Annotated in this window: 15 protein-coding genes; 9 read left to right on the top strand and 6 right to left on the bottom strand. The window is 71.5% G+C overall.

Going from position 1 to position 12,887, the window contains the following annotated elements; genetic code table 11:
- The first annotated feature begins 51 nt into the window (after window positions 1-51).
- Both MUY14_RS20670 and MUY14_RS20665 read left to right on the top strand, forming a co-directional pair.
- Window positions 52-705, top strand: a complete 654-nt coding sequence (locus MUY14_RS20670) for a VCBS repeat-containing protein (protein ID WP_247024751.1) — start codon at window positions 52-54, stop codon at window positions 703-705.
- A 60-nt stretch (window positions 706-765) separates the two neighbouring features.
- Window positions 766-1,596, top strand: a complete 831-nt coding sequence (locus MUY14_RS20665; protein WP_247024749.1) for an NAD(P)H-binding protein — start codon at window positions 766-768, stop codon at window positions 1,594-1,596.
- A 367-nt stretch (window positions 1,597-1,963) separates the two neighbouring features.
- On the opposite strand, the gene MUY14_RS47335 is transcribed toward MUY14_RS20665, so the two are convergent.
- Window positions 1,964-2,299: a transposase gene (locus MUY14_RS47335; RefSeq protein ID WP_396126860.1), complete on the bottom strand. Its 336-nt coding sequence runs from the start codon at window positions 2,297-2,299 to the stop codon at window positions 1,964-1,966.
- Between the two features lie 23 nt (window positions 2,300-2,322).
- Entirely contained in the window at window positions 2,323-3,492 is a 1,170-nt protein-coding gene (locus MUY14_RS20660) for an MFS transporter (RefSeq protein WP_247024747.1), read from the bottom strand.
- A gap of 81 nt (window positions 3,493-3,573) precedes the next feature.
- On the opposite strand from MUY14_RS20660, the gene MUY14_RS20655 reads away from it, so the two are divergent.
- Window positions 3,574-4,110, top strand: coding sequence for an ABATE domain-containing protein (locus tag MUY14_RS20655; RefSeq protein WP_247024745.1), 537 nt, complete (start codon window positions 3,574-3,576; stop codon window positions 4,108-4,110).
- A 53-nt stretch (window positions 4,111-4,163) separates the two neighbouring features.
- Here the strand turns inward: MUY14_RS20655 and MUY14_RS20650 are convergent, their stop codons facing one another.
- Window positions 4,164-4,598 carry an OsmC family peroxiredoxin gene (locus MUY14_RS20650; RefSeq protein ID WP_247024743.1) on the bottom strand — a complete coding sequence of 145 codons (435 nt, stop codon included), beginning with the start codon at window positions 4,596-4,598 and terminating at the stop codon, window positions 4,164-4,166.
- Window positions 4,585-5,043 carry a MarR family winged helix-turn-helix transcriptional regulator gene (locus tag MUY14_RS20645; protein WP_247024741.1) on the bottom strand — a complete coding sequence of 153 codons (459 nt, stop codon included), beginning with the start codon at window positions 5,041-5,043 and terminating at the stop codon, window positions 4,585-4,587. Before MUY14_RS20645 ends, MUY14_RS20650 begins: the two co-directional genes overlap by 14 nt.
- A gap of 272 nt (window positions 5,044-5,315) precedes the next feature.
- Between MUY14_RS20645 and MUY14_RS20640 the strand changes: the two genes are divergently transcribed.
- The gene (locus MUY14_RS20640) at window positions 5,316-5,819 is read left to right on the top strand and encodes a DinB family protein (protein WP_247024739.1); all 504 of its coding nucleotides are present in this window, start codon (window positions 5,316-5,318) and stop codon (window positions 5,817-5,819) included.
- On the opposite strand, the gene MUY14_RS20635 is transcribed toward MUY14_RS20640, so the two are convergent.
- Together MUY14_RS20635 and MUY14_RS20630 are read right to left on the bottom strand one after the other, a co-directional pair.
- Complete coding sequence (locus MUY14_RS20635; RefSeq protein WP_247024738.1) at window positions 5,806-6,576, bottom strand: DUF1295 domain-containing protein; 771 nt, start codon at window positions 6,574-6,576, stop codon at window positions 5,806-5,808. The two genes, MUY14_RS20640 and MUY14_RS20635, sit on opposite strands and share 14 nt — an antisense overlap.
- Window positions 6,573-7,847: a cyclopropane-fatty-acyl-phospholipid synthase family protein gene (locus MUY14_RS20630; RefSeq protein WP_247024736.1), complete on the bottom strand. Its 1,275-nt coding sequence runs from the start codon at window positions 7,845-7,847 to the stop codon at window positions 6,573-6,575. The genes MUY14_RS20635 and MUY14_RS20630 overlap by 4 nt, the downstream gene beginning before the upstream one ends.
- 82 nt (window positions 7,848-7,929) lie before the next feature.
- Between MUY14_RS20630 and MUY14_RS20625 the strand changes: the two genes are divergently transcribed.
- From MUY14_RS20625 to ftsZ, 5 genes are all read left to right on the top strand, one after another.
- Window positions 7,930-9,198 (top strand): NAD(P)/FAD-dependent oxidoreductase, encoded by a 1,269-nt coding sequence (locus MUY14_RS20625; RefSeq protein ID WP_247024734.1) that lies wholly within the window; start codon window positions 7,930-7,932, stop codon window positions 9,196-9,198.
- Window positions 9,192-9,926 carry a DUF1365 domain-containing protein gene (locus tag MUY14_RS20620; protein WP_247025188.1) on the top strand — a complete coding sequence of 245 codons (735 nt, stop codon included), beginning with the start codon at window positions 9,192-9,194 and terminating at the stop codon, window positions 9,924-9,926. The genes MUY14_RS20625 and MUY14_RS20620 overlap by 7 nt, the downstream gene beginning before the upstream one ends.
- Window positions 9,919-10,524: an ECF RNA polymerase sigma factor SigK gene (sigK, locus tag MUY14_RS20615; RefSeq protein ID WP_247024732.1), complete on the top strand. Its 606-nt coding sequence runs from the start codon at window positions 9,919-9,921 to the stop codon at window positions 10,522-10,524. The genes MUY14_RS20620 and sigK overlap by 8 nt, the downstream gene beginning before the upstream one ends.
- Before the next feature lie 11 nt (window positions 10,525-10,535).
- Window positions 10,536-11,291: an anti-sigma factor domain-containing protein gene (locus MUY14_RS20610; protein ID WP_247025187.1), complete on the top strand. Its 756-nt coding sequence runs from the start codon at window positions 10,536-10,538 to the stop codon at window positions 11,289-11,291.
- A gap of 241 nt (window positions 11,292-11,532) precedes the next feature.
- Window positions 11,533-12,840, top strand: coding sequence for a cell division protein FtsZ (gene ftsZ, locus MUY14_RS20605; RefSeq protein WP_247024730.1), 1,308 nt, complete (start codon window positions 11,533-11,535; stop codon window positions 12,838-12,840).
- Window positions 12,841-12,887 lie beyond the last annotated feature (47 nt).

Here is a 12,887-nt window from a genome sequence, read left to right as displayed (position 1 = left end):
TCGTGAGAGCACTTCCGGTGAAAAGATCACCGGAAGGTGGAGGGAGATCTCATGAACCGCATCGGAATCGTCCGCACCGCCACGGTCACCGGCGTCGCCGCCGCGCTGGGCCTGGCCGCCGTCGTGCCGGCGCTGGCCGCGCCCGCCGCCGACCCGGTCACCACGGTCGCCGACCTGAACGGCGACGGCGAACTCGAGACGGTGACCGCACAGCTGGTGGGGGACGACCAGGTCATCTCGGCCACGGTGAACGGCACCTACACCTCGATCCACCTGCCGGCGGACAGCCAGGCCGGCCTCGAGGCCCCGCGGGTGGCCGACCTCAACGGCGACGGCCGCGCCGAGCTGATCGTGACCCAGTCGGTCGGCGCCAACACCACGTTCTTCTCCGCGCTGCACTTCGACGGCCGCAACCTCAGCCCGGTCGTCGGCCCGGACGACCAGCCGTTCTCGCTCGCCGAAGGCGGCGGCGTCGCCGCGCACCTCGGCTACCGGTGCACGCCGTTCGAGGGCGGCCGCGCGTTCGCGGTCGTCGCCAGTGAAAACGACGACGTCAGCCGCCCGGCCGACCGGTTCACCTACTCGGGCACGCGCACGGTCTACACCCTGCGTGACGGCGCGTTGAGCGTCCAGGAGTCGACGCCGATCACCGCCCGGCCGGCGACCGACCCGCTGCTCGCGGTGGACGCGGCCAGCTGCGCCTGACCCCTCCGTTTCCCGTATGCCGTACGATGTCGTACGGCATACGGGAATGAGGAGGGTGCGATGACGATCCTGGTGACGGGCGCGACCGGCAGCGTGGGACGCCTGGTGGTCGACGAGCTGCTGGCCACGGGGATGCCGGTGCGGGCGCTGACCGTCGACCCCGGTCGCGCGAAGCTGCCGGCGGAAGCCGAGGTGGTGGTGGGTTCGCTGGCCAAGCCTTCGACACTGCCGGTCGCGCTCAAGGGGGTCTCGGCGGTCTACCTGGCACCGATGGCGCGGACCGTGCGGCGGTTCTGCGAACTGGCGGCCGACGCCGGTGTCGAGCGGGTGGTCGCGCTGTCGGGCAGCAGTGTCGGGGACGGCCACGAGGGGTCCAGTGGCAACGAGTACGGCGCCGTCGAGGCGGCTGTCCGGGAAGCCGGGTTCGCCTGGACCTTCCTGCGGCCGGGGGCGTTCATGAACAACACGCTCGACTGGGCCGACATGGTCCGCGCGGGCGAGGTCCGGATGGCGTTCGGCGACGCCACGCAGACGCCGATCGACCTGGCCGACATCGCGGCGGTGGCCGCCCGGGTGTGCACTTCGGACCGACACATCGGCGCGACGCACGTCCTCAGCGGGCCGGAGGCGATCAGCCTGCGTGAACAGGTCTCGACGCTGGGATCGGTGCTGGGCAAGGAAATTCGCTTCCACGAGCTGACCCGCGACGAGCAGCGCGCGCAGTGGATCGGCTACGGCGTCCCGGAAGCAGCCGTCGACTGGCTGCTCGACGGCTTCGAGGAGACGCTGCGGCACCCGCAGGTCCCGACCGGCGTCGTCGAGGACCTGCTCGGCCGCCCCGGGACGACGTACGCGCAATGGGCGGCCGCGCGGCGGGAGGTCTTCGCCTAGGTCGTGTCCTGGGGATCTTCATCGGAGATGGAGCACGATGCGGGCGAGGACGATCTCTGCGCGGTGATAGGCCGCTCGTTTGGCACTTGCGCAGCTTGTGGAGGCTGGAGTCGAAAGCCGTCTCCTTTGCCTTGCGACGGGCGATCTGGTCCGTGCGTTCGGGAATGGTGGCCTTGATCCTGCGCGACCGCAGAGCCTGGCGTGTGCTCGGGTGGGTGTAGGCCTTGTCGGCCAGAACCCGCCCCGACCCCGCACCTGCTGCCGGTTCACGTCGAGATCCCGGATCTCGTCCAGCGGCGGCGGCAGCTGCGGGTTGTCGCCGGCCTGACTGGGGGTGAGGATCACCGCCAAGGGCAGCCCCGCGGCGTCAACGGCCAGGTGAAGTTTGGTCGTCAGTCCTCCGCGGGAACGTCCGAGGCATACCCGTCGATGGCGAGGATGCGGCCGGCGCCCGGAAAAAGGGGCTGTGCGGACTGGATCGAAGACGCTCGTGCGCGGTCTTCCCCGGCCCGTACCGCTCAGGCAGGTCACGCCATGGTGCACCGGTCCGCTCATTCCACAGAATCGCGTTGATCACCTGCCGGCGACTCCGCCGCCCACCTCGCCGCCCCGTCTCTGCAGGTAGCAAAGCCTCGATCCGCGCCCACGCCTTGTCTGTCAGCCCACCACGCCCAACCACAACCCATTGTCTGCACACGATCATGAACAAGATCCGCAGGACACGTTCTAGACGCGGGTGCGGGCCATCCCGGCCAGGCCGAGCAGGGGGAGCACGCCGGCGAAGACGACGACCGCCGTCCAGCCGCCGAGGTGGAACGCGATCGAGCCGGCCTGGGAGCCGATCGCGCCGCCGATGAAGAACGTACCGAGGTAGATGCTGTTGACGCGGGCGCGGGCCGACGGGTCGAGCTGGTAGATCACGTGCTGGCCGGTCACCAGCGTCGCCTGGACGGCCATGTCGACGGCGATCGCGGCGATCGCCAGCATGACGACGTTGTGCGCGCCGAACCCGGCGAGCGCGAAGGCGGCCGCGCACAGCACGAAGGCGCCCGCGGTGAGCCGGCGGCCGTGGCCGTGGTCCGCCCACCGCCCGGCCAGCGGCGCCACCGCGGCGCCGGCCGCCCCGGCCAGCGCGAACAGGCCGACGCCGAGCTGGCTGTAGCCGAACGGCGGCGCGGTCAGCACGAAGGCGATCGTCGTCCAGAACGCGCTGAAGGCGCCGAACATCGCCGACTGGTACAGCGCGCGGTGGCGCAGCGCGGGGTGCTTGCGCCACATGGCCAGTGTCGAGCGGATCAGCTGGCCGTAGGGGACGTCGGTCTTCGGCGCCCGCCGCGGCAGGGTGAACCGCAGCACGACGGCGAGCGCGGCCATCGCCGCCGCCGAGATCAGGAACACGACCCGCCAGCTCGTCACCTCGGCCAGGAAGCTGGCGACCACGCGCGAGAGCAGGATGCCGAACAGCAGCCCGCTCACGACCCGCCCGACGATCCGGCCGCGGATGTCGTCGGGGGAGAGGTCGGCGGCGAACGGGATGAGGATCTGCACGACGACCGACGTCGCGCCGACGAGCAGGGAAGCGAGCAGCAGCACGGCGAACCCGGGCGCGACGCCGGTGACGACCAGGCCGCCGCAGGCGACGGCGAGCAGCGTCGCGACGAGGCCGCGGTTCTCCAGCCGGTCCCCGAGCGGGACGAGCAGCAGCATCCCGGCCGCGTAGCCGATCTGGGTGGCGGTGACGACCCCGCCGGCCGCGGCTTCGCCGACCCCGAACGTCCCGCGCAGCTCCGCGAGCAGCGGCTGGGCGTAGTAGAGGTTCGCGACCGTCAGTCCACAGGAGACGGCCAGCAGCAGCACCAGCCAGCCGGGCGGCGCCTGCTGCTTGGTCTCGGTCATGCGTGCCCCCAGGATGGCGGAACCGGTTTGATCGGTTCCCGACGGTACCAGTCATACCGGTTCCGGCGTACTGTGACCCTTATGACGGAACGCTTCCGCTCGGGCGCGGGCAGGCTGTGCCTCGACTTCGTCCGCACGCTGCGCTACCGCGGCACGCCCGCGGAGACGGAGGAACTCCCGGACGCGGCGGCCTGGGGAGCGTGGATCGACCAGCTGGGCCCGTTTTCCTCGCCGGTCCGCCCCGCGGATGTCGACGACGCCCGGAGCGCGCGGGAGGCGATCCACGAACTGCTCACCGGCGCGGTGCGGCCGTCGTCGCGGCAGCGGTTGAACCGTTTCGCCGCGCTGCCGGTACCGGCACCTTCGCTGACGTCGTCGGGCGGAGTGCGTTGGCAGGCCGAGGATCCCGCGTCGGCGATGCTGGCCCTGCTGGTCCGCGACGCGCTGGACCTGGCGACGTCCCCGGAGTTCGCGCGGGTTCGCCGGTGCGCGGGCCCGGCGTGCGGCGCGCTGTTCCTGGACACGTCGAGGCCGGGCACGCGCCGGTGGTGCTCGATGGAGATCTGCGGCAACCAAGCCAAGAAGTCGACTTATCGAGCCAAGGCGACCACCCGCTGACACGGGAACGGCCCCTCGCCGAGCCGGTGAGGGGCCGTTCGCGGGGCGTGGGCTCAGTTGAGGGCCGCGTCCAGGGTGATCGTCGTGCCCGCCAGCGCCTTCGACACCGGGCAGGTCTTCTCCGCGGTCTCGGCGTACTCGGCGAACTGCTCCGCCGTCACGCCCTCGATGGACGCGCGCAGCGTGATGGCGATGCCGCTGATCTCGAAGCCGCCGCCGGCCGCCGGGCCGAGCGTGACCTCCGCGCTCACGTCGATCGAGTCCGCGGTGAGCTTCTGCGCCTCGAGCACGCCCGACAGGTTCATCGCCAGGCACGACGAGTGCGCCGCGGCGATGAGCTCTTCGGGGCTGGTCTGGCCGTCCGGGTTGCCCGCGCGGGTCGGGAACGAGACGGAGAACGTGCCCGCGTTGGACGAGTCCAGCGTGACCTCGCCCTTCCCGTTCTGCAGTCCGCCGACCCAGTGGGTGGTCGCGTCACGGCTGGGCATCAGGGCCTCCAAGTGAGTAGGCGGCGGCCGACGCCGTCAGCCGCCGCAGGGTGTCGATGAGCTGCCGCCGCTCGGTGTCGTCGAGACCCAGCGCACAGCCGATGACCGAGGGGACACCGGCGGCGCGCGTACGCGTCGAACGGCCTTCCTCGGTCAGGCTGACCACCACGGTGCGTTCGTCTTCGGGCAGCCGCGCCCGGGTGACGAGCCCGTTGGCCTCGAGTCGTTTGAGCAGTGGGGAAAGCGTGCCGTAGTCCAGGTGCAGCGCCTCGCCGATCTCCTTGACCGGCCGGGCGTCGGACTCCCACAGCACCAGCAGCACCAGGTACTGCGGGTAGGTGAGACCCAGCTCGCCCAGCAGGGGACGGTACGTGTCCGTCACCGCTCGCGACGCCGCGTAGAGCGCGAAGCAGGCTTGCTCGTCTAGAAGGAACTCGTCCGGCACGTCCGCAAACCTAGCCCACGATTACATCGTGCGCAAGGTATTTGCGGATCCGGGTTGCCTGCGGGCGGGAGACCGCCTTGCTCGAGGGCTCGGGGACCGGATCCCCGGGCGGCCGGGGCGGGCTCGGCTCACGCTCGGTTCGCGTGGCGGGCGGGGTGCGGGAGGAAGGCAGGTCGCCGACCGGGCGATGCCGGCGCGGCTCGTCTCAAGCCGACTCCGGGCCACGCGCCGCATAGCCGAAACTGTCGGACCCCTCTGGCAGAGTCCCCGCCATGACCCGACCCGAGCGCCCGAAAGTTCCGCTGACCGGCGGCGAGCGCGAAATCCTGACCAGCCAGCTCGACTACCTGCGCGCCACCGTCGCCTGGAAGTCCGAAGGCCTCACCGACGAGCAGGCGCGGCGCGTCCACCTGCCCAGCGAGCTGACCACCGTCGCCGGGCTGCTCGGCCACCTCACCCTGAACGAGTGGTTCTGGTTCGCCGTCGTCGTCGACGGTGAGGAGGACACCTGGGACGAGCGGCTCGAAGCCGATCCCGACGCCGAGTTCCGGTTCGCCGCCCAGACGCCGGTGCCGCAGCTTCTCGCGGACTACGCGAAGCAGTCCCAGCGCAGCCGGGAGATCGTCGCGGCGCGCGATCTCGACGACCAGGTGACGCACAAGGGCGAAACGTTCAACGTCCGCTGGGTGCTCACCCACATGATCGAGGAGACCGCGCGCCACACCGGTCACTTCGACGTGCTGCGCGAGCTGACCGACGGCCTCACCGGGGAGTGACCTTCTTGGGCGGCAGCGGGAAGAAGCCGCTCGTGCGCTCGACGTAGTGCGCGTACGCCGGGCGGGTCTTCGCCATGCCCTTCTCCAGCATGGGTTTCCCGGTGCCGCGGGCCAGGGTGAACGTCATCGCCACGGGGGAGAGGATCGTCAGCGCGCCCGGCCACGTCGAGCAGGCCAGCAGGTAGAGGCCCCACCACACGCACGCGTCGCCGAAGTAGTTCGGGTGCCGCGTGTAGCGCCACAACCCCGTGTCGAGCACCTTGCCCTTGTTCGACGGGTCGGCCTTGAACCGGCGCAGCTGGTCGTCGCCGATCGTCTCGAAGCCGAACCCGAGCAGCCACACCGCGACGCCGAGCCAGCCGAGCACGCCGATCCCGGTGCCGTACATCGCGAACTGCACCGGCAGCGAGACGAAGTACAGGATCAGCCCCTGGAACAGGTACACGCGCACGAAGATCCGCAGCGGCTCCTGCCGCATCCGCGCGTACCGCGGGTCCTCGGGCAGCTTGTGGTTGCGCAGGTGCAGGTGCAGCGAAAGCCGCCCGCCCCAGACGACCGTCAGCACCAGCACCACCAGCCGCAGGTACAGCGGGCCGTCGCCGAAGGGGAACGCGGCCAGCGCGACGACCGCGAAGCCGAGCCCCCAGAACGTGTCGACCGTGTCGTAGCGCTTGCGGGCCCGCGCGATCCCGAAGGTCACCAGCACCGCCACCACCGTGACGCCGGCGGTGAAGAGCAGTGTCGTGCCGAGCGTCATCGCAGCCACTCCCGCGTCGCCGGCATCCCGCTCGTCCCGTCCGGGTGCGGTCGCACCGACAGGATCTGGTCCACGCCCATCCGGTTCTCCTCGAACGCCAGTGCCCCGCCCACCAGGTAAAGCCGCCAGACCCGCGCGCCGGTCTCGCCGATCAGCGCGACGACGTCGGCCCAGTTCTCCTCCAGGGTGTCGGCCCAGGCGCGCACCGTCCAGACGTAGTGCTCGCGCATCGCGTGCACGTCCCGGACCTCGAGGCCCGCGTTTTCCAGGTGCTCGACCGTGCGGCCCACCGGGCGCATCGTCATGTCGGGGGCGATGTACCGCTCGATGAACGCGCCGCCGCCGGGGGCGACGTTCCCGCGGGACATCTGCTGGATCAGCACGCGGCCGCCGGGCTTGACCATCTTGTGCAGCGTCGCCGTGTACGCCGGGTAGTTCACCTCGCCGACGTGCTCGCCCATCTCGATCGACGCGACCGCGTCGAACGGCGCGTCCGGCAGCTCGCGGTAGTCCTGGCGCCGGACCTCGACGCGGTCTTCGAGGTCGTGCTGGGCGAGCCGGGCGCGGATGTGCTGCAGCTGCTCGCCCGAGAGCGTGATGCCGACGGCGTGCACGCCGTGGTGCTTGGCCGCGTGGACCAGCAGCGAACCCCAGCCGCAGCCGATGTCGAGCAGCCGCATGCCCGGGCGCAGGCCCAGCTTGCGGCAGATCATCTCCAGCTTGTCGTGCTGCGCTTCCGCCAGGCCGTAGCCCGGTTCGTCGGAGGTGAAGTACGCGCTCGAGTAGGCCATCGACTCGTCCATGAGCAGCTGGTAGAACGCGTTGCTCAGGTCGTAGTGGTGGGCGATGGCGGACCTGTCCCGCAGCAGGCTGTGCAGCTTGCCGGTCAGGCGCGCCTCCTCGGCGGGCGGCTTCGGCGGCGGTCCGACGACACCCAGCCGCGCGGCGAGCTTGACGGCTTCGGCCCAGTCCGCCGGACCCAGTTTCACGCGGTTGAGCTCCCCCGAGCGGGTGAGGGCCCAGATCCGGCGGAAACCGTCCGCCAGATCTCCTTCGACGTCGAGGTCTCCGGTGACGTAGGCGCGGGCGAGACCCAGCTCACCCGGCGCGTAGAGCAGGCGGCGCAGGGCGCGGCGGTTGCGCAGGACGACGGTGGGCGCGTCCACTGGACCCACCCGGGTTCCGTCCCAGGTCCGGAGGCCGACGGGGAGCTGTCCGCCGAGGAGCTTCTCGGCGAACGAGGCGAGGCGGTGCGCGGTGCTGTTCGGCATGTCCGGGATTCGCTCTCCCCTGCGTGGTGGATTGGTGCCGCGTCCATCCAATCCACATCCGCAGCGGCGGCGAAGTACCGGTGTGGAGATCACGGGAGAACGCATCGCCGTCATCGGCAGCGGGGTGGCCGGGCTGACCGCGGCATACCTGCTGCAACGCAAGTACGAGGTCTTGCTGTTCGAGGCCGACGACCGCCTGGGCGGGCACGCGCACACGCACGACGTGCCGAGCGCGCACGGCGGCACGATCGGCGTGGACTCCGGCTTCATCGTCCACAACGAGCGCACCTACCCGACCCTGCTGCGGCTGTTCGCCGAGCTCGGGGTGCACACCCGCGACACCGAGATGTCGATGAGCATCCGCTGCGACGGCTGCGGCCTGCAGTACGCCGGCGCGAAGGGGCTGGCCGGGCTGTTCGCCCAGCGCGGCAACCTCACCCGGCCTCGCTACCTGCGGATGCTCGCCGAGGTCAAGCGCTTCCACCGGCACGCCAAGCGGCTGCTGGCGGCGAAGGACGCGGGGGACGTCACCCTCGGCGCGTTCCTCGCCATCGGCGGGTACTCCCGCTACTTCGTCGACCACTTCATGCTGCCGGTCGTGTCGACGGTCTGGTCGGCCGACCGCGCCGACACCCTCCGGTACCCGGCGCGCTACCTGTTCGAGTTCCTCCGCAACCACGGCATGCTGAGCGTCAAGGACTCGCCGTCCTGGCGGACCGTCACCGGCGGGTCCCGCGAGTACGTCGAACGCGCGGCGAAGCAGCTGACGGCCGTCCACCTCTCGACGCCGGTGCGGTCGGTGCTGCGGACCGCGAACGGCGTCGAGATCCGCGACGACGCCGACACGCCGCACCGGGTCGACAAGGTCGTCGTCGCCACGCACGCCGACCAGGCGCTGGCCCTGCTGGCCAACCCGACCGCCGCCGAGCGCGAGGTGCTCGGCCCGTTCCGCTACTCCGCCAACGAAGCCTGGCTCCACACCGACACGAGCGTGCTGCCGTCGCTGGCCGACGCGCGGGCCGGGTGGAACTACCGCGCGCCCGTCTGCGGCGCGCCGACCGGTGCCGTCCAGGTCAGCTACGACATGAACCGGCTGATGCGGCTCGACGAGCCGACCGGCTACGTCGTCACGCTGAACCCGGGCGACGGCCCCGAAGCGGCGCACCTGGTCGCGCGGATGCGGTACGAGCACCCGGTCTACACGCCGGAATCCGTTGCCGCGCAACGCCGGCTGCCCGAGCTCAACGACGGCGTCTTCGCCTACGCCGGCGCCTACCACGGCTGGGGCTTCCACGAGGACGGCTGCTCGTCGGGGGCCCGCGCCGCCGAAAGCCTCGGGGTGACCTGGTGACGAACGCGCTCTACGACGCCACGGTCGCGCACGTGCGGCGGATCGACCCGCCGCACTCCTTCGCGCACCGCGTGTACCTGTGGCTGGTGGACCTGGACGCGCCGCCGCGGCTGCCGTGGTGGCTGCGGCCGTTCGCGCGCTTCGACCGCCGCGACCACTTCGTCGCGAGCGACTCCCGCGGGATCCGGGAGAAGCTCGACGCGTGGCTCGCCGAACGCGACGTCGACCTGCGCGGCGGCCGGGTCGTCATGCTGGCCGCCGCGCGCGTGCTCGGGTACGTCTTCAACCCGATCAGCGTCTACTGGTGCCACGACCCGGACGGGCGGCTCGAGTGCGTCGTGGCCGAGGTGCACAACACCTACGGCGGGCGGCACGCCTACCTGCTGCGTCCCGACGAGGCCGGCCTCGCCCGCGCGGCCAAGGAGTTCTACGTCTCGCCGTTCCAGGAGATGGACGGCGAGTACCGGATGCGGCTGCCGCACCCGGAAGCGTTGCTCGACCTCACGGTGGCGTTGCGCCGCGGGAGTGCCACGCCGCTGGTCGCTACGCTGCGGGGAGTCCGCCGCCCGGTGGACCCGCGGTGGCTGGCCCGGCTCGTGCTGGCCCGGCCGCTGCTCCCGCAGCGGGTGTCCGCGCTCATCCGCCGCCACGGCGTCGCGCTGTGGCTGCGGAAGGCGCCGGTCATCGCGCGCACCCCGCAGAACGCCGGAGGACAGCTGCATGGATGAGCAGGCTCGACGGCGCCCGTTGGCGCCGGTGCCCGCCGAAGCCCCGGCGGGGCCGACCGCGGAAGAGCTCATGGTGCGTGTCGCCAAGGGCGACGAACGGGCCTTCGAGCTGCTCTACGACCAGTTCGCGGGCCCCATCTTCGGGCTCGTCCGCCGCATCGTGCGCGACGCGGCCCAGTCCGAAGAGGTCGCCCAGGAGGTCCTCGTCGAGCTGTGGCGCACCGCGACGCGGTACGCGCCGGAGAAGGGGTCCGCGCTGAACTGGGCGATGACCCTGGCGCACCGCCGCGCGGTCGACCGGGTCCGCTCCGCGCGGGCCAGCACCGAACGCGAGCAGAAGGCGACCTTCGAAGCCGCCCGCGGCCGTCCCTTCGACGAGGTCGCCGAGTCCGTCACCGCGCGGCTCGAACGCTCCCAGGTGCGCAAGTGCCTGTCCTTCCTGACCGATCTGCAGCGCGAGTCCGTGCTGCTCGCCTACTACCAGGGCTATACGTATCGCGAGGTGGCCGAAGTGCTGTCGACGCCGCAAGGAACCATCAAGACGCGGCTGCGGGACGGACTGATCCGCCTGCGGGACTGCCTGGGGGTGACCGCTTGAGCACGCCGGAGATGCACACCCTGGCGGGCGCGTTCGCGCTCGACGCGGTGTCCGACATCGAGCGGGCGGAGTTCTCCCGCCACCTCGAACAGTGCGAGTCGTGCGCCCAGGAGGTCGCCGAACTGCGCGCGACCGCGGCCCGCCTCGGCGCGGCGATGGCCGAAGAGCCGCCGCCGGAGTTCAAGGACCGCGTCCTCACCGCCATGCACGCCACCCGCCAGCTGCCGCCGCGGACGCGGCCCGGCTCGCCGGACCGGCACCGGCGGTCGGCGCGGGCCCCGCGCTGGGCGGTCCTCGTGGCGGCCGCGGCCGCCGTCGTCGGGCTCGCCGCGGGGGGCGTGTTCGGCGGGATCGCGCTGACCCAGCAGCAGGAGCTGCAGTCCGCGCAGTCCCAGCTCGACCAGGCGAAGGACCGGTACGCGCCGGTCGCCGCGCTGCTCGCGGCCCCGGACGCGAAGACAGCGCACGGCGAGGCGCCCACCGGCGGCGGCGTGACGGTCGTCCTGTCGAAGTCGCTGAACCGCGTGATGGTGATGGACGCCGGGCTGCCGGCGCAGGCGGGCGGGAAGGTCTACGAGGCCTGGCTGATCACCGGTGCGGGCGCGCCGCGCTCGGCGGGTGTGCTCGCCACATCCGACGACGGTGGCCTGGTCGTGGCCGAGGGCGTCGGGAACGCCGACCACCTCGCGGTGAGCGTCGAGCAGGCCGGCGGATCGCCCAGCGGGGCGCCCACCGACGTGCTCATGAGCATGCCCGTCCCGGCCTGATCGCGGGCCATAGCAGACGGGGCCGGAGCGGTGAACGCGGCTCCTCGCTCTTGCGCGCTCGAACGTGTTGTGGCAAGACACCTTTGCGACACACGGCGTGCCTACTGGATTAGAGCCTGCCTGGTGCCTACCGTCCTGCCTAACGTCGGCAGTTGACATAACTCTCGATCTGCGGTTGAGGTTGAGAGTCGATCACCGCCGGCGGGCTGTACGGGCACAACGATCAGGAAGGCGGACTTCGATGACGCCCCCGCACAACTACCTTGCGGTGATCAAGGTGGTCGGCATCGGCGGTGGCGGCGTGAACGCCGTGAACCGCATGATCGAGGTCGGCCTCAAGGGTGTCGAGTTCATCGCGGTGAACACCGACGCCCAGGCACTGCTCATGTCCGACGCCGACGTCAAGCTCGACATCGGCCGCGAACTCACCCGGGGCCTCGGCGCGGGTGCCGCCCCCGAGGTCGGCCAGAAGGCCGCCGAAGACCACCGTGAAGAGATCGAAGAGGTCATCAAGGGCGCCGACATGGTGTTCGTGACGGCCGGCGAAGGCGGTGGCACCGGCACCGGTGGCGCCCCGGTCGTGGCGCAGATCGCCCGCAAGCTGGGCGCGCTGACCATCGGCGTCGTGACCCGCCCGTTCACCTTCGAGGGCAAGCGCCGCGGCAAGCAGGCCGAGGACGGCATCCAGTCGCTGCGCAACGAGTGCGACACCCTCATCGTGATCCCCAACGACCGGCTCCTGCAGCTCGGCGACATCGGTGTCTCGCTGATGGACGCGTTCCGCTCCGCGGACGAGGTGCTGCTGTCCGGTGTCCAGGGCATCACCGACCTGATCACCACCCCGGGCCTGATCAACCTCGACTTCGCCGACGTCAAGAGCGTGATGTCCGGCGCGGGCTCGGCGTTGATGGGAATAGGGTCCGCACGCGGTGAAGGCAGGGCCATCCAGGCGGCCGAGAAGGCGATCAACTCGCCGCTCCTCGAGGCCTCCATGGACGGTGCGCACGGCGCGCTGCTTTCGATCGCGGGTGGTTCGGACCTGGGCCTGTTCGAGATCAACGAGGCCGCCTCGCTGGTGCAGGAGTCGGCGCACCCCGACGCCAACATCATCTTCGGCACGATCATCGACGACTCCCTCGGCGACGAGGTCCGCGTCACGGTGATCGCGGCCGGGTTCGACGCCGGCGCGCCGACGCACAAGAAGCTCGACCCGTCGACCTTCGGCTCCGGCTCGCGCCAGTCGTCGACGACCGCGTCGGCCTCGGCCGGCCAGGTGTCGAACCCGCCGTCCCCGTCGTCGGGGGCCACCCCGGTGCCGTCCACGGGCAGCTCCGGCTACCCGGTGGCACCGCCGCGCTCGCACTCGCCGCTGCCGTCGGCGACCGGCGGACAGCCGTCCGGCGGTCTCCCGCAGCCCGGCGGCGGCTCGCGCGGCTACTCGCCGATCGGCTCCAACTCGACCCAGGGCAGCCTGCCCGGGCGCGCGATGCCGGTCCACGACGACCCGTCGGACGACGAGGTCGACGTCCCGCCGTTCATGCGGCGCTAGGTCAGCTGCTGTTCGTGAAGGCCACCTCGGGGAACTCGTAGTTCCTG

This window comes from Amycolatopsis sp. FBCC-B4732 (assembly GCF_023008405.1).
Taxonomy (GTDB): domain Bacteria; phylum Actinomycetota; class Actinomycetes; order Mycobacteriales; family Pseudonocardiaceae; genus Amycolatopsis; species Amycolatopsis pretoriensis_A.
This window is presented reverse-complemented; position numbering and strand designations above follow the sequence as displayed.